Genomic DNA, 21,379 nt, shown 5'->3' on the forward strand with positions numbered 1-21,379 from the left:
GCGCACGGTATCCCGCCCTCAAGGGCGAGTTCAGCCTTCAGACGAAACAGAAAGGTGCGAGCCAGCAGTCGCTGGCTTAACGGCCTCGCCAACCGATGCCTCAGCTCAAGCTCACCCGTATTTGCCGTGGCAGTGCTTGTACTTCTTGCCGCTGCCGCAGGGGCAATCCTCGTTGCGGCCGACCTTGCCCCAGCTTGCAGGGTTTTTCGGATCGCGATCGGCGGCAATGGCCTCGGGTACCAGCGAGGCGTTGGCGAAGGCCATCTCGTCTTCGCCGGTATTCGGATCGAATTTGTGCGGCTCCATCGCCGGCAGCGGTTGCTGCTCTTCCGGCGGCACGATCTCGACGCGCATCAATTGCGCCGTCACCGCCTCGCGCAGATGCGCGGTCATCGCCTCATACAGGCCGAAGGCTTCCGACTTGTATTCCTGCAACGGATCGCGCTGGCCGTAGCCGCGCAGGCCGATCACCTGACGCAGATGATCGAGCATGATCAGGTGCTCGCGCCAGAGGTGATCCAGCGTCTGCAGCAGGATGGTCTTCTCGACGTAGCGCATCACGTCGGGACCCCATTGCGCCACTTTGGCCGCCATGTGTTCGTCGACGCGCTGCTCGATCCGCGTCAGCAATTCCTCGTCGGCAATGCCTTCTTCCTTGGCCCATTCATCGACCGGCAGGTCGACGTCGAGCACGCGCTTCAGTTCTTCCTTGAGGCCCGCGACATCCCACTGTTCGGCATAGGCGTGTTCCGGCACGTGCTTGACGACGATGTCGTCAATGAAGTCATGACGCATATCCGCGACCATTTCGGCCACGCTGTCGCTCCTCATCAGTTCGACGCGCTGGTCGAAGATCACCTTGCGCTGGTCGTTCTGGACGTTGTCGAACTTGAGCAGGTTCTTGCGGATGTCGAAGTTGCGGGCTTCGACCTTCTGCTGCGCCTTTTCCAGCGCCTTGTTGATCCATGGATGGATGATGGCCTCGCCCTCTTTCAGGCCGAGCCGCTGCAGCATGCTGTCGAGCCGATCGGATCCGAAGATCCGCATCAGATCGTCTTCCAGCGACAGGAAGAATTTTGAGCGTCCAGGGTCGCCCTGGCGGCCGGAACGGCCTCGCAACTGGTTGTCGATGCGGCGGGACTCATGTCGCTCCGAGCCCATGATGTAGAGCCCACCCGGCCTGGTGATGGTCTTGGCCGGCTTGTTGCCCTTGGCGGGCTCGACTTCGATGACGTCCTCGGCTTTCAGCACGATCTCGCGAAAACGTTCGATGTCGGCCTTGATCTGCTCGATCTTTTCGGCCTTCTCGGCCTCGTCGGTAATGTCAGCGGTCTCCTGCTGGATCCGCATATCGAGCGAACCGCCGAGCTTGATGTCGGTACCGCGGCCGGCCATGTTGGTCGCGATCGTGATCGCGCCGGGGACGCCGGCTTCGGCGACGATATAGGCTTCCTGTTCGTGGAAGCGCGCGTTCAAAACCGCAAACAGCTTTGCAGGCTTGCCCGCACGCGCCGCGGCGTAGAGCTTCTCCATTCCGGATTCCGAGCCGAAATCGATCTGCTTGTAACCGTGCTTCTTCAAATAATCGGCCAGCACCTCCGACTTCTCGATCGAGGCGGTGCCGACCAGCACCGGCTGCAGCCGCTTGTTGGCGCGTTCAATCTCGGCCAGGATCGCGGCGTATTTCTCGTTCTGGGTGCGGTAGACCTCATCGTCCTCATCGAGACGCGCCACCGGCACGTTGGTCGGGATTTCGACGACTTCGAGCTTGTAGATGTCGAACAATTCGTCGGCTTCGGTCAGCGCCGTACCGGTCATGCCGGCGAGCTTTTCGTACATCCGGAAATAGTTCTGGAACGTGATCGAGGCGAGCGTCTGGTTTTCCGGCTGGACCTGGACATGCTCCTTGGCTTCCAGCGCCTGGTGCAGGCCTTCGGAATAGCGGCGGCCCTGCATCATGCGGCCGGTGAATTCGTCGATGATGACGACTTCGCCATCGCGGACGATGTAATCCTTGTCGCGGGTGAACAGCGAGTGCGCCCGCAGCGCCTGGTTGATGTGGTGAACGACGGAGACGTTCTCGACGTCGTAGAGCGAATCGCCCTTGAGCTGGCCGGCATCGCGAAGCAGGTTTTCGAGCTTCTCCATGCCGCCTTCGGTAAGCGTCACCGTGCGCTGCTTCTCGTCGACCTCGTAATCCGTCTTGTCGAGCTTGGGGAAGAAGGTGTCGATGGTGTTGTAGAAATCCGAGCGGTCGTCGAGCGGGCCGGAGATGATCAGCGGCGTGCGCGCCTCGTCGATCAGGATCGAGTCGACTTCGTCGACGATGGCGTAGAAGTGGCTGCGCTGGACCATGTCCTCGAGCCGGTACTTCATGTTGTCGCGCAGATAGTCGAAACCGTATTCGTTGTTGGTGCCGTAGGTGATGTCGCGCGAATAGGCTTCCTTGCGCTCGGCATCGTCGAGGCCGTGGACGATCACGCCGACGGTCAGTCCGAGGAACTGGTAGATCTGGCCCATCCATTCGCTATCGCGGCGGGCGAGGTAGTCGTTGACGGTGACGACATGGACGCCCTTGCCGGCCAGCGCGTTGAGATAGACCGCCAGCGTTGCCACCAGCGTCTTGCCTTCGCCGGTCTTCATCTCGGCGATGTCGCCCTCATGCAGCACCATGCCGCCGATCAGCTGGACGTCGAAATGCCGCTGGCCGAGGGTGCGCTTGGCGGCCTCGCGCACGGTGGCGAAGGCCGGAACCAGGAGGTCATCGAGCGTCTTGCCGTCGGCAAGCTGCTGGCGGAACTCGACGGTGCGCGCTTTCAGCGCCTCGTCCGACAGCGCGGCAAGCTCGGGCTCAAGCGCGTTGATGTCGTTGACGCGGGACTGATACCCCTTCACCCGCCGGTCGTTGGCGGAGCCGAAAAACTTGCGGGCGAGCGCGCCGATCATGCCAATTCCTGCCTTTGCCGTTACTTGCGTTGCGAGCCGTGACGTGGACCACCAAGTTGCCTATCAACTCACCGTGACGCATCGCGGCAAACACCCCGTCCCGGGGGCCATCCGCCTAATGAGTGGGAATTAAGCAATCCAAGGTTCAACGGCAAAAAACGCAGCAAAATAAGCGCTATCGCCGCTGGAGGTTCCGGCACAGATATGGCTGGGTCGGGGCCTTGTCAACGTGGGTCCATCTGTCAAGGAATTCATCATTTTGACAGACTTTTCGCGTTGCCAAGGCCGCATGATTGGGCGAGTGTCCCGCCGCCTTTGCCGCCCCTTCTTCAAGACAAGGATTTTCCATGACCACCTCGTTCCCGGAAACGAAAACCGGCCTGCGCTTCGGCCTCGCCTCCCTGGCCGCGACGGCCTGTCTGGCCGCGGTTCTGGCCGCCAGCCTGCCGGTTCGTGCCCAGGACAACCCCGTTCTCGCCAAGGTTAACGGTGTCGAGATCCGCCAGAGCGATGTGGCGCTCGCGGAAGAGGAACTCGGCCCCAGCCTCGCGCAAATGGACCCGGCGACCAAGAAGGACAATGTGCTGGCCTTCCTGATCGACCTGAAAATCGTCGCCAAGGCCGCCGAGGACAAGAAGGTCGAGAATTCCGAAGACTTCAAGAGGCGCCTGGCGTTCAGCCGCAGCCGCCTGCTGATGGACAACCTGCTCGCCACCGAGGGTAAGGCTGCGACCACCGACGAGGCCATGAAGAAGGTCTATGAGGAGGCCGCCAAGCAGATCACCGGCGAAATGGAAGTCCACGCCCGGCACATCCTGGTCGAGACCGAGGACGAGGCCAAGGCGATCGCGGAAGAACTGAAGAAGGGCGGCGACTTCGCCGAACTGGCGAAGAAGAAGTCCAAGGACCCCGGTGCCTCCGATGGCGGCGATCTCGGCTTCTTCACCAAGGAACAGATGGTGCCGGAATTCTCCGCCGTGGCCTTCACGCTCGAACCCGGCAAGATCTCCGATCCCGTCAAGTCGCAATTCGGCTGGCACATCATCAAGGTCGAGGAAAAGCGCGCCCGCAAGGCCCCCGACTTCGAGCAGGTCAAGGCCCAGATCGAGACCTATGTGACGCGCAAGGCGCAGGCCGAATACGTCGCCAAGCTGCGTGAGGCCGCCAAGGTCGAGCGCATGGACAAGCCGGCCGAAGCCGCCAAGCCGGACGCCGCCAAGCCTGCGGATTCCAAGATGGCGCCCCCGGCGAAGAAGTAAAAAATCGCTGTTACTTCTTTCAGACCGATAGTATCTACCATCGTCATGGCCGGGCCGAAGCGCCCGGCCGTTCCATGTCTGGGGACCTGTTGACCGGCCCTGAAGGCGTGGATGGCCGGGCCAGGTCCGGCTACGGTTGATCTGGTCGAAGAAGGTGCACCCATGTCCACACCCGTCTCCCCTCTCGCCCCGATCGATGTCCCCGAGATGCCCGCGATCGCGGGTGTGAAACTCGCCACCGCCGCCGCCGGCATCCGCTACAAGGGGCGGACCGACGTGCTGCTCGCCGTCATGGACAAGGGCACCACGGTCGCCGGCGTCTTCACCAAATCGAAATGCCCGTCCGCTCCCGTTGAATGGTGCCGCGCCAAGCTCGGCCGGGGACAGGCCCGCGCGCTGGTGGTGAATTCCGGCAACGCCAACGCATTCACCGGCAAGACCGGCAAGCAGTCGACGGCGCTGACCGCGCAAACCGCAGCGAAGGCAGTCGGCTGCACGACCGGCGACGTGTTCCTGGCCTCCACCGGCGTAATCGGCGAGCCGCTCGACGCCACCAAATTCGACGGCGTGCTGGCGACGCTGACTGAGGCCGCCACGCCCGACCACTGGATGGATGCTGCCAAGGCAATCATGACCACTGATACTTTCCCGAAGGTCGCAACCGCTACGGTGAAGCTCGGCAAGGCCAAGGTCACCATCAACGGCATGGCCAAGGGCGCCGGCATGATCATGCCCGATATGGCGACCATGCTGTCCTTTGTGTTCACTGACGCGCCGCTGTCGTCGGCCGTGCTGCAGTCGCTGCTCAAGAGCGGCGTCGAGGATACGTTCAACGCCGTCACCATCGACAGCGACACCTCGACGTCGGACACCCTGCTCGCCTTTGCGACCGGCGCGGCCGCAGCCAACGGCGCGCCGAAGATCAGCCGCGCCAGCGACCCGCGCCTGAAGGCGTTCGCCAAAGCCTTCCGCGACGTGCTCGCCAACCTTGCCGAACAGGTGGCCCGCGACGGCGAAGGCGCGCGCAAGCTGGTCGAGGTGATCGTCGAAGGCGCGACCACAAAAACCTCGGCGCGCCGAATCGCGATGTCGATCGCGAATTCGCCGCTGGTGAAGACGGCGATCGCCGGCGAGGACGCCAATTGGGGCCGCGTGGTGATGGCGGTCGGCAAGGCCGGCGAGCCCGCCAACCGCGACAAGCTTTCGATCTCGTTCAACGGCATTCGCGTCGCCAAAAGCGGTGCGCGCGATCCGTCCTACAACGAGGCCGAGGTTTCCGAGGTGATGAAGAACCCGAAGATCCAGATCAAGGTCGCGCTCGGCCTCGGCAAGGGCCGCGACCGCGTGCTGACCTGCGACCTCACCAAGGAATATGTCGCGATCAATGGCGACTACCGATCGTAAGCGAGACACCGGCGCATGGCTGACATCAAGCTCACCCTCGTGGTCGCCTGCGCCCTGGTCGATGCCGACAAGCGCGTGCTGATCGCGCAACGCCCGGAAGGCAAGGCGCTCGCAGGCCTGTGGGAGTTTCCCGGCGGCAAGGTCGAGCCCGGCGAACGGCCGGAGCAGACGCTGATCCGCGAACTACACGAGGAGATCGGGATCGACGTCAGCGAGCCATGCCTGGCGCCGCTGACGTTCGCGAGCCACGCCTATGACAGCTTCCATTTGCTGATGCCGCTCTACATCTGCCGGCGCTGGGAGGGCATGGTGACCGCGCGCGAGGGCCAGCAACTGGCCTGGGTCCGCGCCAACAAGCTGCGCGACTATCCGATGCCGCCTGCGGACATTCCGCTGATCCCGCATCTGATTGATTTGTTGATGTGAGCGCAGCGCCTCTTCCGCCGCACGCAGAGCCCCGACACAAAATCGCGAAAACAACCCCATGCAAAGTAGATGGGGCCGGCTCGCCGCACTCGTGCTGCTTGCGTCCGGCGCACGAGAAGAAAAATGGTCCGTCGTCACGGCCCAACCTGATCTCATCCCCTTTAGGTTGTCTATTTGGGAGCAGTCTTCTTCACCGCCGCCTCCAGGCTCGCTTTCGCCGAGCCCGGCTTCAACGGCTTTTGCTGGCTCTCATGCGGCGCCCAGCCGGAGAGCCAGACAATATCGAAGGTGGCACGGATGCGGTCGTCCGCGTCGGCAAAACGTTCACCGTAAATCTGCGCCATGCGCAGCATGGTGGCGCGGCGGGTCGGCGTGCGCCGGCGTTCGCGAAGGATGTTGGTCGCGCCCATGCGCCTCAAATCCTGCATCAGCGCGAACGCGCTGTCGTAGCGCACCACAACGCGGTCGACGTCGGTGACCGGCAGCGCAAAGCCGGCGCGCTGCAGCAGCGCGCCAATATCGCGCAAGTCCGCAAACGGCGCGACCCGCGGAGACACCCCGCCCTCGCATTCGGCTTCCGCGGCGGCGAAGCTTTGCCGAAGCTCGGTCAGCGTATCGCCGCCGAGCATTGCCGCGAGCAACAGCCCGTCCGGCTTTAGAGCGCGCCGCATCTGTGCGAGCACGCCGGGGAGATCGTTGACGAACTGGAATGCGAGCGCCGAGACGGCGAGGTCGAGCGATTGTGGTTGCAGCGGCAGCGTTTCGAACTGATCGAGATCGATGCGCCTGATCGACTGGAAGCGATCGGCGATGGGCTTTCGCAGCAATTCGCCCGGCGTCCAGATATCGGCGACATCGGCAAAATTCCGCATCACCGCCTGCAACCGCTCCTCCAGGTCCTCCCTGACGCGATCAAGCAGGAACGTCACCGGCCCGCCACGCCGCGCGCGCTCGATGCGCGCGCGCAGCAATGCGCGGTCGAACAGGATGGGGGCGGCGGTCGGGTTCGAAGCCATGCCGGTTGGTACGACGGTCAGAGATCCATCTCAATCCCTCTTCATGACGGGCGCGGCTTCGTAAGCCTCGAACCACGAGATAAAGCCTCTTTCGCGAAGTTCGGGCGTGACCGCACGCTTGCGGCCAAGCTATTAATCAGCGCCAGGTTCGTCGCGAGACGGAGCATCAGACGATGATCACTTGTTACCTGCGATACGAAGTCAACCCGGACAAACTCGCCGAGTTCGAAGCTTACGGCAGGATGTGGCTGGAACTGCTGCCGAGATTCGGCGGCATCCACCATGGGTACTTCCTGCCATCGGAGGGGGCGAGCGACGTTGCCCTCGGGATGTTCAGCTTCCCGAGCTTCGCGGCCTACGAACAGTATCGAAAAGACAGCGCCGGAGATCCGGACGTTCAGAAAGCGCTCACCTTCGCAAAGCAAACTCGCTGCTTCATCCGCTTTGAGCGATCATTCTTCCGGCCCGTGCTTCCGAAAGAGCCGGAAGCCGGGGGCAGATAACAACAGTTCATCGACTTGAGCGTGGTGCAGGACGGCGCTAGCTTCTCCCGATGGACGCCGAGGCATCACCACCACGCTCCATTTCCAGCCATCTTCGCGGCGCGTTGAGCGCCTGCCGCGACGCGTTTGCGCATCTGCCGCGGCTTGCGCTCGACATCGCGCTGCCGACGCTGTGCGTTTCCTGCCGCGAGCCGGTCGATGGCGAGGGCGTCTGCGCGGCGTGCTGGGCGAAACTGTCGTTCATCGCGCCGCCGTTCTGTCCGCGGCTCGGCATTCCCTTTGTGTACGATCCCGGTCCGGAATTGCTGTCGATGGAAGCGATCGCCAGCCCACCGGCCTACCAGCGCGCCCGCGCCGCGGTGCGCTATGACGACGTCGCCCGCACGCTGGTTCATTCGCTGAAATACCAGGACCGCACCGATCTGGCGCCCGCGATGGGCCGCTGGATGGCCCGCGCCGGCCAGGAATTGCTCGCAGAGGCCGACGTGCTGGTGCCGGTTCCGCTGCACTGGCGGCGCGGCTGGAGCCGCCGCTACAACCAGTCCGGCGCGCTGGCGCTGGTGATTTCGCGCCAAAGCGGCGTAAAACTGGCCTCCGAGGCGCTTCGCCGCATTCGCGCGACCGAGCAACAAATTGGCCTGTCCCGTCCGCAGCGTGCCAGCAATGTGCAGGGCGCCTTCAAGGTCGCCGCCGATCGCATGCGCTGATATCCAGGGCCGCCGTGTCATCCTGATCGACGATGTGCTGACGTCAGGCGCCACGACCGACGCCTGCGCCCGGGCGCTACTGCGCGCCAAAGCCGCACAGGTCGACGTACTGGTATTCGCGCGGGTTGTGGACAGCCACCGCGCTCCCATATAATTCAAACACTTGCCAACCAGAGCGCGCCATGACTGCCATTGAAATCTACACCCGCCCGGGCTGCGGCTATTGTACCGCTGCCAAATCGTTGCTGACGCGCAAGAACGCCGCGTTCACGGAATTGAACGTGGCGACCGACGCGGCCTATCGCGAGCAGATGTACGATCGCGCCGGCCACGGCTCGACCTTTCCGCAGATTTTTATCGGCACAACCCATGTCGGCGGCTGTGACGAGCTCTACGCGCTGGACCGCGCGGGCAAGCTCGATGGCCTGCTGGCGGGAGAAGAGGCTTCCTCATGAGCGCTGGCTCGACCTTTACCGCCGCCATGGTGCAGATGCGCACCGGGCTGTTGCCCGAGCCGAGCCTCGAGCAAGGCACCAAGCTGATTCGCGAGGCCGCAGCCCAAGGCGCCGATTACGTGCTTACCCCCGAGGTGAGCAACATGATGCAACTGAACCGCAAGGCGCTGTTCGAGCATCTCGCGCCAGAGGAAGGCGATCTCTCGCTGAAGGCCTATCGTGCGCTCGCCGCGGAATTGAAGATCCATCTCCATATCGGCTCGCTGGCGCTGCGCTTTTCGCCGGAGCGCGCGGTCAATCGCTCCTTCCTGATCGGGCCCGACGGCAATCTGCTCGCCTGCTACGACAAGATCCATATGTTCGATATCGATCTGCCCGGCGGCGAGAGCTATCGCGAGTCAGCCAATTATCAGCCGGGCGAAACGGCCGTGATCTCGGATCTGCCGTGGGGCCGGATTGGTCTCACGATCTGTTACGACGTGCGCTTTCCGGCGCTCTATCGCGCATTGGCCGAAGCCGGCGCGTCGTTCCTCACCGTGCCGTCGGCCTTCACCAGAAAGACCGGCGAGGCGCATTGGCACACGCTGTTGCGCGCCCGCGCCATCGAGACCGGTTGCTTCGTCTTCGCCGCGGCGCAGGCCGGCATGCATGAGAACAAGCGCGAGACCTACGGCCATTCGCTGATCATCGCCCCCTGGGGCGAGATTCTCGCCGAGGGCGGCGTCGAGCCCGGCGTTTTCCTTGCGCAGATCGACCCGTCGAAGGTTGAGACCGCACGCAAGGCTGTGCCGTCGCTGCAGCACGGACGCCGCTTCGGCATTGCCGATCCCAAGGCCGGCCCCGAGCATCTGCATCTGGTCCGGGGTTCGGCATGATCCGCTACAACCTTCGCTGCGAGAAGGGCCATGCGTTCGAAAGCTGGTTTCAAAGCTCCGCGGCCTATGAAAGCCAGGAAAAGCGCAAACTGGTGAGCTGCCCCGCCTGCGGCTCTGTCAAGGTCGAGCGCGCCATCATGGCCCCGCAGATCGTGAGCAAGAAGGGCCGCGAGGCCGCCCGGCCTACGCCGGCAGCGCCTGCGGAAGCAACGGCATCATCGGAATCGACGCCACTCCTGATGGCGCAGGAGCGCGAGCTGCGCGCCAAGCTCAAGGAATTGCGCGATCACATCGTCAAAAATGCCGACAATGTCGGCGAGCGCTTCCCCAACGAAGCGCGCAAGATGCATTACGGCGATATCGAGCATCGCCCGATCTACGGCGAGGCCTCGCCGGACGAAGCGCGCGCGCTGATCGACGAAGGCGTCGAGGTCTCGCCGCTGCCGGTGCTGCCGGAAGACAGGAATTGATGCGCGGCGCGTTTTCGTAGGGTGGGCAAAGCGAAGCGTGCCCACCATTTCACAGCTAATATCCTGTGGCGGAAGATGGTGGGCACGGCGCAAACGCGCCTTTGCCCACCCCACGATTCCCGAATCAAGCAGCTACCAGCAACGCCACGCCGGCCACGATCAGTACGATGCCGGCCAGTTCACGCGCCGATAGCGGCTGCTTGAACGAATAATACGCCACCGCCTGCGCGAACAGCACCTCGACCAGCGCCAGCGTCCGCACATTGGCGGCCGCCGTCAGCGCAAACGCCAGGAACCAGAACTGCGAGGCGAACGCGCCCATGAAGCCCGCGAGCATCGAGGGCCGCCACAGGCCGAAAATCTTCACCAGCACATCGGGCGCGCGGGCGAGCAGATAAATCGTCAGCACCAGTGTCTGCACGAACAGGCCGAACACCAGCGTATAGGACGCCGCCGTTACGAAGGAGACGCCGGGCACGGTGATGATGGCGCCGCGAAAGCCGATCGCCGAAAGCGCGAAGCAACCGGCAGCGACCAGACCGATGATCGTTGGCTTCAACTCCGCAAAGCCTTTTTCGCCGCCCGGCCGCAGCGCCGTGATGACCACGCCGATGGTCGCGATCAGGATCGCGATCACTTTCAGCACCGTTAAATGGTCGCTGAGGAAGATGAAGCCGAAGATCGCGGTCTGGATCGCTTCGGTCTTGAGGTACGCCGTCGTCACGACGAAGGAGCGATCGTTCATCGCCAGCAACATCAAACCGGTGGCGACGATCTGGCTGAGTGCGCCGAGCAACAGCCACGGCCAGAAGGCGGCGGTCGGCCACGGCACGCCGTCGCCGGTCACGGCTATCACGACCGCGAAGAAGATGATCGAGAACGGAAAGCCGAACAGGAAACGAATGTTGGTTGCGCCCCAGGTCCCGAGCGGACCCGTCAACGACCGCTGCATCGCATTGCGGGCGACCTGGCCCAGCGCAGCGATGATGGTGAAGGGAATCCAGAGCGTGGCGACGGAGAGCATGGGAAATACCGGCGGGATGCTGACGCACCGTGCCGGGCGGGATGCGTCAGGTCAACGGGAACAGCGTCATGACAGGATTGCATCTGGCCAAAAACGCAGTGTCGTCCCTGCGAACGCAGGGACCCATACGCCGCGGCTTCTCAATTTTATTCCGCTAGTCGACGGCTTTCGCGCGACAACGAACACATGTGGTTATGGGTCCCTGCGTTCGCAGGGACGACACCGCTGATGCGGCTAGCGTGCCCACCACAAAACTCCTACGCCCCCTCCGCCACCACCATGTAATTCACGTCCATGTCGGACGAGATGCTCCATCGATCGGCGAGCGGGTTATAGACCACGCCGGCCTGCTCGGTGATGGTGAGCTTGTTGTGGGCGAGATGCCGGGCGAGTTCGTCGGGGGTAACGAACTTGTCCCACTGGTGGGTGCCGCGCGGCAGCCAGCGCAGCACATATTCGGCGCCGACGATCGCGAGCGCAAAGCTCTTCCAGTTGCGGTTCAGCGTCGAGACCACCATCAAGCCGCCCGGCTTGACCATGGCCGCACAGCGAGAGAGGAACGCGCCGACATCGGTGACATGCTCGATCACTTCCATCGCCAGCACGACGTCGAAGCGCTCGCGCACGTCCATCGTCTCGACCGTGGTGCAGCGGTAGTCGATCGACAGATGTCCCTTGTCGGCATGCAGCCTCGCGGCGGCGATGTTGGTCGCGGACGGATCGATCCCGATCACCTGCGCGCCCAGCCGGGTGAACGGCTCGCACAACAGCCCCGCGCCGCAACCGATATCGAGGATGCGCAGGCCCGACAGGCAACTCAGGCTCCTGGCGTTGCGGTCGAACTTGCGGCATGCGGCGTCGCGGATATAGGCCAGCCGCAGCGGATTGATCTTGTGCAGCGGAGCCATCTTGCCTTTGGGGTCCCACCACTCGTCGGATAATTTTGAAAATTTTGCGACTTCGGCGGGGTCGACCGTGGAACCGGAGAATCCGGCGGAGGAATTTTGCTGCATGGCCATGGGTCAGGTGCCGGGCGGTCGCGTCGTGATGGCATTGCGAAACGCCAGCGGCGACGCAATGGTGTCGATCGTCTTGTTGCCCTCGCCGACTCCGAAGATCGACACGTCGCCGTAATTGAGGATGCGGCCGAGAATGCTCTGGTTGACGTCGACGCTCTCGACCTTGTCGATGCCCATCTCGAACGTTTGCCGCTTGATGAAGCCGGTCTTGTGGACCACGCGCATATTCGTAACGTCAGTCTCGGTGGTCCAGTGGTAGAACCAGGCGGTGGCCGTTTTGTACAGCGCGAAAATCGCTGATATCGCGGCCATCGACAGGCACAGCAACATCGGCGTGTCGGCCGCGACCAGGCGGGAGAGCACCAGAAACGCGATCGCCACGACCCAGCCCGCGATCGCAGGCAGGAAAAATATCCAGTGCGCGTTGGTCGAATACAGCACCCTCTCGCCGGGCTGCAGGATATCATCGATATAACGGCCCATACGCCTACCCTGAATTAACCCGCTACCACAGCCATTTGCGCCATTTTTGGGCCGAAAACGAAGCTGGTTGCTTGCTCCGGACCGCGCCGCTATGTATACGCCGCTTTCGGCCCGGGCGCTCCACTTTCCGTACGGGTCACCTAACTTATCCTCACAGGGAATGCACGCGTCGTCATGGGCCGCCTCGTGATGAAATTCGGCGGTACGTCCGTCGCAAACATCGACCGAATCCGCAACGTCGCGCGTCACGTCAAGCGCGAAGTCGATGCCGGACACGATGTCGCCATCGTCGTGTCGGCCATGGCCGGCAAGACCAACGAGCTGGTGGAATGGTGCCGCGACGCCTCGCCGCTGCATGATGCGCGGGAATATGACGCCGTGGTGGCATCCGGCGAACAGGTGACCTCGGGCCTGCTCGCGATCGTGTTGCAGGGCATGGGGATCCAGGCCCGCTCCTGGCAGGGCTGGCAGATCCCGATCAAGACCTCCGACGCCCACGCCTCGGCGCGGATTCTGGAGATCGACGGCACCGAGATCAGTGCCCGCTTCAAGGATCGCAAGGAAGTCGCCGTCATTGCCGGCTTTCAGGGCATCAATCCGCAGACCAACCGGGTAACCACGCTCGGGCGCGGCGGCTCGGACACCTCGGCGGTGGCCATTGCGGCCGCGATCCGCGCCGACCGCTGCGACATCTATACCGACGTGGACGGCGTCTACACCACCGATCCGCGGGTGGTTCCCAAGGCGCGGCGGCTCGACAAGATCGCCTTCGAGGATATGCTGGAACTGGCGTCGCTGGGCGCCAAGGTCCTGCAGGTGCGCTCGGTGGAACTCGGCATGGTGCACAACATGCCCGTGTTCGTCCGTTCCAGCTTCGACAAGCCCGAGGATATCGACCCGCACGGCACGCCGCCAGGCACGCTGATCTGCAGCGAGGAGGAAATCATGGAAAGCCACGTCGTCACCGGCATCGCCTTCACCAAGGACGAAGCCCAGATTTCCCTGCGCCAGATCGAGGACAAGCCCGGCGTCGCCGCCGCGATCTTCGGGCCGCTGGCGGATGCCAACATCAATGTCGACATGATCGTCCAGAACGTCTCCGAGGACGGCAAGACCACCGACCTCACCTTCACCGTTCCGGCCTCCGACTATAACCGCGCCCGCGACACCATTACCTCGTCGAAGGGCAAGATCGGCTATATCAGGCTCGACAGTGCCACCGACGTGTCGAAGGTCTCCGTGATCGGCAGCGGCATGCGCAGCCATGCTGGCGTCGCGGCGAAGGCGTTCAAGGCGTTGTCCGAGCGCAATATCAATATCCGCGCCATTACCACCTCCGAGATCAAGTTTTCGGTGCTGATCGACGCCGCCTATACCGAACTTGCGGTGCGCACGCTGCACACGCTCTACGGGCTCGACCAGACTTAGAACGATTTTCTCTCAAATTTAGCGCATGGTCTGATCGCCAAACCGGCGGCGTTTTGGCAGGCCATGCACTTCGCTGGCGCAGCATCGGCTCTGACATACACGTTATTGCTTCTGGCAAGCGTTTTGCTTGGCAAAACAAGCCTCGATTGGCTATACGGCCTATGAGGTGGGTTGCCGCAAACTGCGCCACGGTTTTGGCGATCCCGATTCGGCCGGGATCAGGTGCCTGCGGTCGCGCCGAATGAATAAAATTGTAGTGTTTCGTGCGTTTCACGCCAGCTGCCGGCCACCCGGCAGGCTGGACTCGCGGGGGAGGATACCAGCACATGCGGAGCACGTCGGGAGGCCCCCGCGTCTTGTTGAGACGGCTCCGCGAAACCATGGCGGAGAAGGTCTCGGCGCAGGAGCGCCTGGACAAGATCGTGGTGCTGATCGCGGCCAACATGGTGGCCGAGGTCTGCTCCTGCTACGTGCTGCGCATCGATAACACGCTCGAACTCTATGCCACCGAAGGTCTGAACCGCGACGCGGTGCACCGAACGGTGCTGAACGCGCATGAGGGCCTCGTCGGCCTGGTCGCCAGCGAGGCGAGCCCGCTCAACCTCTCGGACGCGCAAAACCACCCGGCCTTCTCGTTCCGCCCCGAGACCGGCGAAGAAATCTACCATTCGTTCCTCGGCGTGCCGATCCTGCGGGCCGGCAACACGCTCGGCGTGCTGGTCGTCCAGAACCGCGCCAAGCGCACCTATGTCGAGGAAGAGGTCGAGGCGCTGCAGACCACCGCCATGGTGCTGGCGGAAATGATCGCCTCCGGCGAACTGGCGGCGCTGGCACAACCCGGCGCGGAACCAGCGGCGCGGCATTCCCTGCACAAGACAGGCGCGATCCTCTCCGACGGCATCGCGCTCGGCCATGTCGTGCTGCACGAGCCGCGCGTCGTCATCACCAACTACATCGCCGAAGACCTGCCGAAGGAAATCAAGAAGCTGGATGCGGCGCTGACCAAGCTGCGCGCCGACCTCGACCGCATGCTGGAGCGCGGCGACGTCGCCGAGGGCGGCGAGCACCGCGAGGTGCTGGAAGCCTATCGGATGTTCGCCAACGACCACGGCTGGTCGCACAAATTGCACGAGGCGGTCGCCACCGGCCTCACCGCCGAAGCCGCCGTCGAACGCGTGCAGTCCGACACCCGCGCGCGCATGCTGCGCTCGACCGATCCCTATTTGCGCGACCGCCTGCACGATCTGGAAGATCTCGGCCACCGCTTGATGCGGCAATTGGTGGGGCAGGACCACGCGCCGTCGCGCGAGCAGCTTCCCGAAAACGCCATCCTGATCGCGCGCGCGATGGGCCCCGCGGCGCTGCTCGACTATGACCGCAAGCGCCTGCGCGGACTGGTGCTGGAGGAAGGCACCGCCAACTCCCACGTCTCGATCGTGGCGCGCGCACTCGGTATCCCCGCCGTCGGCGAGGTGCCGAACGCGCCCGGCATCGCCGATCCCGGCGACGCCATCATCGTCGACGGCACTTCGGGCTCGATCTATGTCCGCCCCTCGGCCGAGATCGAATCGGCCTATGCCGAGCGGGTGCGGTTTCGTGCGCGGCGGCAGGCGCAGTATGCCGCGCTGCGCGACATGCCTTGCGTCACCAAGGACGGCCAGCCGGTCGAACTGATGATCAATGCGGGCCTCGTGATCGACCTGCCGCATATCGACGACACCGGTAGCGCCGGCATCGGGCTGTTCCGCACCGAGTTGCAGTTCATGGTCGGCCAGAGCCTGCCGCGATCCTCCGACCAGCTGGCGCTCTATCGCACCGTACTGGACGCCGCCGGCTCCAAGCCCGTGACGTTCCGCACCCTCGATATCGGCGGCGACAAGGCGCTGCCCTATATGGAGACCGTGGTCGAGGAAAATCCCGCGCTCGGCTGGCGGGCGATCCGGCTCGGGCTGGACCGGCCAGGACTATTGCGCGGCCAGATCCGCGCGTTGCTGCGGGCCGGCGGCGGCCGCGCGCTGAAGATCATGTTCCCGATGATTTCCGATGTCGCCGAATTCGACCAGGCCAAGGCGATTGTCGAGCGCGAGCTGACCTATTTGCGCCAGCACGGCCATGCGCTGCCGGAACGGATCGACGTCGGCACCATGGTGGAAGTGCCGGCGCTGCTCTATCAGCTCGACGAACTGTTAAAAAAGGTCGATTTCGTTTCGGTCGGATCGAACGACCTGTTCCAGTTCATGTTCGCGGTCGATCGCGGCAACGCCAAGGTTTCCGAACGGTTCGACACCATGTCGGCGCCGATCATGCGTGCGCTGCGCGACATCGTGCGCAAGGCCGATGCGGCAAAGAAGACGGCGTCGCTCTGCGGCGAGATGGCCTCAAAGCCGCTCGGCGCGCTGGCCCTGATTGCGCTGGGTTACCGCTCGCTGTCGCTGTCCGCCACCGGGCACGGTCCGGTGAAGGCGATGATCCTCGACCTCGACGCCAAGAAGGCCGAGTCTGTCCTGATGCCGCTGATTGACGCGCCGGCCGGCAGCGTCTCGATCCGGAAGAAACTGACGGAATTCGCGGAAGCCGAGGGGCTGTCGTTGTAGCGAGGCTCTGTCCCGCCAACTTAGCCGTCCGCATCTGCTGCCCTGAGAACAACGCCATGCTACCCGAAGCCAAACTCGATATCCTGCTCGCCCACCACGCCTCGCTCGAATCCGAGTTGCTGGGCCAGGTGAATTCCGAGAAATACGTCCAGATCACGCGCGAGCTCGCCGAGCTCAACCCGCTGATCGACGCGGTGAAAGACTATCGCGCGGCACGGGCCGAGATTGCGGGCGCCGAATCGCTGATGGCGGATTCCGCCAGCGATCCGGAAATACGCAGCATGGCCGAAACCGAGCTCGAGACGCTGCAGGCGCGCGTGGCCGAACTGGAGCAGAAGATCCGCGTGGCGCTGCTGCCCAAGGACGCCATGGACGACCGCAACGTGATGCTGGAAATCCGCGCCGGCACCGGCGGTGACGAAGCCTCGCTGTTCGCCGGCGACCTGTTCCGGATGTATGAACGGTTTGCCGGCCTGCAGGGCTGGAAGGTCGAGGTGATCTCGGCCTCCGAAGGCACCATGGGCGGCTTCAAGGAAATCATCGCCGAAGTGCAGGGCCGCGGCGCGTTCGCCAAGCTGAAGTTCGAGTCCGGCGTGCATCGTGTACAGCGCGTGCCCGACACCGAGACGCAGGGGCGCATTCACACTTCGGCGGCAACGGTCGCCGTGCTGCCCGAGGTCGAGGACGTCGATGTCGACATCAAGAACGACGATCTGCGGATCGAGACCATGCGCGCGCAGGGCGCCGGCGGCCAGCACGTCAACAAGACCGAATCGGCCATCCGCATCACCCATATTCCGACCGGCATTGTGGTGATGATGCAGGACAGCCGCTCGCAGCACAAGAACCGCGCCTCCGCGATGAACATCCTGCGCTCACGCATCTATGACGCCGAACGCCAGCGCGTCGATGCCGCGCGCTCCGCGGATCGCAAGGAGAAGGTCGGCTCCGGCGACCGAAGCGAGCGCATCCGCACCTATAATTTCCCGCAAGGCCGCGTCACCGACCACCGCATCAACCTGACGCTCTACAAATTGCCGCAGGTGATTTCGGGCGAGGCGCTGGGCGAATTGATCGACGCGCTGACGACTGAGCATCAGGCCGCCCAGCTTGCTGCGCAAGGCGCGGTGGCGTGAGCGCACCGACCGTCGAGGCCGCGCGGCGCGCGCTCACCGCGCGACTCAAAACCGCCGCCGTCGAATCCGCCGAACTCGACGCGCGGCTCCTGACGGGCCATGCACTTGGCCTCGACCTGACCGGCTTGATATCGGCCGCACGCCGCCAACTCACCCCGGACGAATCGGCACGCCTCGAGGACTTCGCGCGCCGTCGTCTCGCGGGCGAGCCGGTTGCGCGCATTCTCGGCGAGAAGGAATTTTGGGGCCTGCCGCTGCAGCTCTCATCCGCGACACTGGTGCCGCGGCCCGATACCGAGACGGTAGTCGAACTGGCGCTGGAGCTGTTGCGCGCCGATGGCGACCTCGATCGCCCGTTGCGCATCGCCGACCTCGGCACCGGCACCGGCGCAATTCTTCTGGCGCTGCTGTCCGAATTGCCGGCGGCGCAAGGATTCGGAACCGACATTTCGCAAGCCGCCTTGCAAACCGCCGGAGCCAATGCAGCGCGCGCAGGGCTATCGGATCGCGCGACGTTCATCGCGTGCGATTATGCAAGCGGACTAATCGGCCCGTTCGATCTGATCGTTTCGAATCCGCCCTATATCCGCACGGCGGATATCGATGGGCTGGCGGCAGAGGTGCGGAATCATGATCCGCCGGCCGCGCTCGATGGCGGCGCCGACGGGCTGGATGCCTACCGCGCCCTAATCCCCCAGGCGGCGCGCCTTCTGGCAGCGGGCGCCCCCCTCGTTGTGGAAGCCGGACAAGGCCAAAGCGGCCCTATCCAGGCCTTGATGGCGGCCGCAGGGTTAATGCCTGTGACAGCCCCCAAAGCCGACCTGGCGGGCATTCCGAGGGCCGTCGCGGGTCACAAAATGGCCCGATAAAGTCCTTTTGGAACGCAAAAAAACCCCTTGGAATATTCCCCGGGAGCGACTACGTTCCGGCCACAACATCGGTCCAGGGTTGCTGGCCCCGTAAGACGATGCGGGTGAGGCCAGAGTTCTCGAAACGAGAGCCCGCCGGGTGAAAGGTTCCAAAAGCAGGTCGAATTGAGCGCAATAGCTGGAGCTGTGCTGCTCTCGACCGTAAAGCGAACGAAAGCCTGATATTGCGCTTGAAGACTTACGCAACAGCTGGTCACGCAAAGTCGTCACGCAAGACGATTAGGCTGGTTTTGGCAGGCTGAACGATTTGGTCCGGCGGGCGTTGTACGCCGCCGGTGGGGGAACGCGTCTTTGCTGAACGCGATGGTTGGCGAAATCGACGACATGAATCTGAACGGCATCGTGATTCGGTGCGTCTGAACGCGCGCCGGGTCGGATCAGGCTACGACGGCAACTGCATTAACTTCAGGGCTGGAATAAAGGCGAGACATGAGAAACGGTCAGAACAACAAGCGGATGCGTAACCGGAATAACAACAATAGCAACAACAACAATAATAACCGGCGCGGTCAAAACCCGATGACCCGGGTGTTCGAATCGAACGGGCCCGATATCAAGATCCGCGGCACCGCCTCGCACGTCGCCGAGAAATACGTTCAGCTGGCGCGCGACGCGCGCTCTTCCGGCGACCCGGTCGCAGCCGAGAACTACTACCAGCACGCCGAACATTATTTCCGCCTGATCGCAGCCGCGCAGGAGCAATTCCGGCAGAACCAGCCGCAGCCGCGCGTCGATACCGAAATGCAGCCGGTGACGGAAGACGGCGACGACGACGGCGAGAGCTTCTCGCATTTCGGCCAGGAGCCGGGCTTCGTCCCGCAGCAGCCGCAGCCCTACGTCCGCGACAACAATCCGCGCGAGCAGCGCGGCGACGGCCAGCCCTTCCAGCGCGACCAGCAGCCGCGCGAACACCATCGCGAGCGCGAGCACCGTCCGCAACCGCAATATCAGCCGCAACCCCAGCCGCAGCCGGTGATTACCGACACCGGCGGCGTCGATCGCCTGCCCTCCTTCATCACCGGCCCGCAGCCGCAGGTGAACGGCACGCCCGGCGGGTATGAAGAGGGCCGTGGCGGCGAGCGTTTCCCGCGCCGGCGCCGCCGGCCGCACGGTCCGCGTCCCGAGGGCATGGCCGCACCTGCCGCGCCCAGCGAAGATTTCAATCCGGGGAATGAGTAGGTAATTCGCTCAGCTTTCGTAGGACCTCCTAGCTTTCGTCAAGGAGCTGGGCGTCCTTGAATGACGAGCGTAGCGCCGTGCTCGCCGCCGTCCAGGACGCTCCGCGCCGGCTACGCCGGTGCCGATGGCATCCTGGACAGCGTCTGCGCGCGTCGCTGTCGGGTTCGGCAGGTCGGGACGAAGGAATGGTCGCAAGCGGCCGAACCAAGGAATGAGGCTTACTGTTTGACGGAGATCTGCGAACTCCCGCGGTTGGCATCATACAGGGTCCGGCTCTTGAGGGTCGAGCATAGAGCCGAGAGCAGGCGATCGCCCACGCTACGCAACGCACGTGCATGGCCGTGGCCGCGCTGCCGCAAGGCATCATAGCGGCGCCGCGCGGCAGCATCGTGCTGGATGGCAACGCGCGACCAATGATGAACGGCGGTCTGCAGCCTCCTGTTGCAGGCGTGGCGGCGGATCACGAAGCGTTGTTTGCCGCTTTGCCGCGTCACCGGAGCAACCCCTGCCAGCGCACGCAAGGCGTGATAATCTCGGGCCTGCAGCGGCTGCGCTGCCTCGGTGAGCAGTGTGGCGAGAACAATCCTGCCGATTCCCGGCCAGGAGCGAAGGATTGCCACGTCACACTGCTCACGGCTCTGCCCCGACGGGCTCTCCTCGTCCGGTGCCGCGAGCCCGGCGCAGAGGCCGTCCAGGGCGTTGTGGGCTTCCTTGATCTGCTGATTGACCAGGTGCATGCGCGCCGCGAGACTGCGGATATGCACGCAAGCGGCCTCCGTCGTGCCTGGGGCGACGAACAAGGCCGTCTTGCGCAAGGTCTGCAGCACGGTGGCGGCATCGAGACGCCGGATGCGGTGGTCCTTGAGGATGCGCGCAACCGTCTTCTCCGTTACCTTCGCGGCGGCGGCGGGGGTCGGCACCTTTTGCCACAGCGCCAGGAACCAGTCGTCCCCGACATCATCGGCTAGTTCGGTCGCCTGCGGATAGTAGCGCCACAGCTGCTGACGCAGACGATTGGCCAGACGCGTCCGTTCCTGCTGCAACTCGTCCACGAGGCGCGACCACTCGCGCAGCTCGATCACCACCGGATTGTCGATCGCAAGCTGCCGGAAGGCTTTCCGATCGGTACGCAGTGAGTCTCCAAGGACAAGGGCGTCTCGGCTGTCATCCTTGGCGCCTGCGACTGTGAAGCGATCGCGGAAACGATCGAGCTGCTTGGGATTGATGGCAAAGACCACAAACCCGTGCTCGAGCAGCATCTCCACCACGGGACCATGCGGCATCTCGATCGCGACGGCGATCTGCCCCGGCGCAGCCCCGGTCTTCTGCAGCAACCAATCTCGCAGTTCCGTCAGTCCGGCTCCGCCATGGGCGAACTCCCGCTCGCCCATGCGTCCTCCTTCGCTATCAAGCAGGCAAACGCGGTGGCTCTGTGTTGCCCAATCGATCCCGACAAACCAACGCACATCCTCAACCATTACTGGACCTCCTCGCTTCTCAAAGCGGGCCCACTGCGATCCCGATCG

At 63.8% G+C, this 21,379-nt stretch carries 18 protein-coding genes and 1 pseudogene; 13 read left to right on the forward strand and 6 right to left on the reverse strand.

The features are described 5' to 3' along the window. Positions 1 to 111 precede the first annotated feature (111 nt). Complete coding sequence (secA, locus tag V1294_RS01635; protein ID WP_334494740.1) at positions 112 to 2,946, reverse strand: preprotein translocase subunit SecA; 2,835 nt, start codon at positions 2,944 to 2,946, stop codon at positions 112 to 114. A 347-nt stretch (positions 2,947 to 3,293) separates the two neighbouring features. Between secA and V1294_RS01640 the strand changes: the two genes are divergently transcribed. From V1294_RS01640 to V1294_RS01650, 3 genes are all read left to right on the forward strand, one after another. Next, complete coding sequence (locus V1294_RS01640) at positions 3,294 to 4,205, forward strand: peptidylprolyl isomerase (RefSeq protein WP_334487001.1); 912 nt, start codon at positions 3,294 to 3,296, stop codon at positions 4,203 to 4,205. A 162-nt stretch (positions 4,206 to 4,367) separates the two neighbouring features. Beyond that, positions 4,368 to 5,609: a bifunctional glutamate N-acetyltransferase/amino-acid acetyltransferase ArgJ gene (argJ, locus tag V1294_RS01645; protein ID WP_334494742.1), complete on the forward strand. Its 1,242-nt coding sequence runs from the start codon at positions 4,368 to 4,370 to the stop codon at positions 5,607 to 5,609. Positions 5,610 to 5,624: 15 nt separating this feature from the next. Continuing rightward, the gene (locus V1294_RS01650) at positions 5,625 to 6,035 is read left to right on the forward strand and encodes a (deoxy)nucleoside triphosphate pyrophosphohydrolase (protein ID WP_334494744.1); all 411 of its coding nucleotides are present in this window, start codon (positions 5,625 to 5,627) and stop codon (positions 6,033 to 6,035) included. A 170-nt stretch (positions 6,036 to 6,205) separates the two neighbouring features. Here V1294_RS01650 and V1294_RS01655 read toward each other — a convergent pair whose 3' ends face one another. Then, a complete protein-coding gene (locus V1294_RS01655) occupies positions 6,206 to 7,051 on the reverse strand; it encodes a methyltransferase domain-containing protein (protein WP_334494746.1) in 846 nt (281 codons plus the stop codon). A 173-nt stretch (positions 7,052 to 7,224) separates the two neighbouring features. Between V1294_RS01655 and V1294_RS01660 the strand changes: the two genes are divergently transcribed. The 5 genes and pseudogenes from V1294_RS01660 (at position 7,225) to V1294_RS01680 (ending at position 10,061) form a co-directional block, all read left to right on the forward strand. Next, a complete protein-coding gene (locus V1294_RS01660; RefSeq protein ID WP_334494748.1) occupies positions 7,225 to 7,554 on the forward strand; it encodes an NIPSNAP family protein in 330 nt (109 codons plus the stop codon). A 50-nt stretch (positions 7,555 to 7,604) separates the two neighbouring features. Continuing rightward, positions 7,605 to 8,415, forward strand: a pseudogene (locus V1294_RS01665) (ComF family protein). A gap of 28 nt (positions 8,416 to 8,443) precedes the next feature. Next, a complete protein-coding gene (gene grxC, locus V1294_RS01670) occupies positions 8,444 to 8,716 on the forward strand; it encodes a glutaredoxin 3 (RefSeq protein ID WP_334487010.1) in 273 nt (90 codons plus the stop codon). Continuing rightward, entirely contained in the window at positions 8,713 to 9,591 is an 879-nt protein-coding gene (locus tag V1294_RS01675) for a carbon-nitrogen hydrolase family protein (protein ID WP_334494750.1), read from the forward strand. Before grxC ends, V1294_RS01675 begins: the two co-directional genes overlap by 4 nt. Then, positions 9,588 to 10,061: a DUF1178 family protein gene (locus tag V1294_RS01680; RefSeq protein ID WP_334494752.1), complete on the forward strand. Its 474-nt coding sequence runs from the start codon at positions 9,588 to 9,590 to the stop codon at positions 10,059 to 10,061. Before V1294_RS01675 ends, V1294_RS01680 begins: the two co-directional genes overlap by 4 nt. Before the next feature lie 124 nt (positions 10,062 to 10,185). Here V1294_RS01680 and V1294_RS01685 read toward each other — a convergent pair whose 3' ends face one another. The 3 genes from V1294_RS01685 to V1294_RS01695 form a co-directional block, all read right to left on the reverse strand. Next, positions 10,186 to 11,085, reverse strand: coding sequence for a DMT family transporter (locus tag V1294_RS01685; RefSeq protein WP_334494754.1), 900 nt, complete (start codon positions 11,083 to 11,085; stop codon positions 10,186 to 10,188). Positions 11,086 to 11,342: 257 nt separating this feature from the next. Then, entirely contained in the window at positions 11,343 to 12,104 is a 762-nt protein-coding gene (ubiG, locus tag V1294_RS01690) for a bifunctional 2-polyprenyl-6-hydroxyphenol methylase/3-demethylubiquinol 3-O-methyltransferase UbiG (protein ID WP_334494756.1), read from the reverse strand. Positions 12,105 to 12,107: 3 nt separating this feature from the next. Then, positions 12,108 to 12,587 carry a PH domain-containing protein gene (locus V1294_RS01695; RefSeq protein ID WP_334494758.1) on the reverse strand — a complete coding sequence of 160 codons (480 nt, stop codon included), beginning with the start codon at positions 12,585 to 12,587 and terminating at the stop codon, positions 12,108 to 12,110. Positions 12,588 to 12,761: 174 nt separating this feature from the next. Between V1294_RS01695 and V1294_RS01700 the strand changes: the two genes are divergently transcribed. From V1294_RS01700 to V1294_RS01720, 5 genes are all read left to right on the forward strand, one after another. Further along, entirely contained in the window at positions 12,762 to 14,015 is a 1,254-nt protein-coding gene (locus tag V1294_RS01700; protein WP_334487026.1) for an aspartate kinase, read from the forward strand. Between the two features lie 326 nt (positions 14,016 to 14,341). Further along, on the forward strand, positions 14,342 to 16,609 hold the full coding sequence (gene ptsP, locus V1294_RS01705) for a phosphoenolpyruvate--protein phosphotransferase (RefSeq protein WP_334494760.1): 2,268 nt from the start codon (positions 14,342 to 14,344) through the stop codon (positions 16,607 to 16,609). Between the two features lie 56 nt (positions 16,610 to 16,665). Beyond that, positions 16,666 to 17,745, forward strand: coding sequence for a peptide chain release factor 1 (gene prfA / locus V1294_RS01710; RefSeq protein WP_334494762.1), 1,080 nt, complete (start codon positions 16,666 to 16,668; stop codon positions 17,743 to 17,745). Next, positions 17,742 to 18,614, forward strand: coding sequence for a peptide chain release factor N(5)-glutamine methyltransferase (gene prmC / locus V1294_RS01715; RefSeq protein WP_334494764.1), 873 nt, complete (start codon positions 17,742 to 17,744; stop codon positions 18,612 to 18,614). Before prfA ends, prmC begins: the two co-directional genes overlap by 4 nt. A 489-nt stretch (positions 18,615 to 19,103) precedes the next feature. Beyond that, positions 19,104 to 19,853, forward strand: coding sequence for a DUF4167 domain-containing protein (locus V1294_RS01720; protein ID WP_334487038.1), 750 nt, complete (start codon positions 19,104 to 19,106; stop codon positions 19,851 to 19,853). A 218-nt stretch (positions 19,854 to 20,071) separates the two neighbouring features. Here the strand turns inward: V1294_RS01720 and V1294_RS01725 are convergent, their stop codons facing one another. Further along, complete coding sequence (locus tag V1294_RS01725) at positions 20,072 to 21,331, reverse strand: IS110 family transposase (RefSeq protein ID WP_334494766.1); 1,260 nt, start codon at positions 21,329 to 21,331, stop codon at positions 20,072 to 20,074. Positions 21,332 to 21,379 lie beyond the last annotated feature (48 nt).

The organism is Bradyrhizobium sp. AZCC 1678 (genome assembly GCF_036924765.1).
Classification (GTDB): Bacteria; Pseudomonadota; Alphaproteobacteria; order Rhizobiales; family Xanthobacteraceae; genus Bradyrhizobium; species Bradyrhizobium algeriense.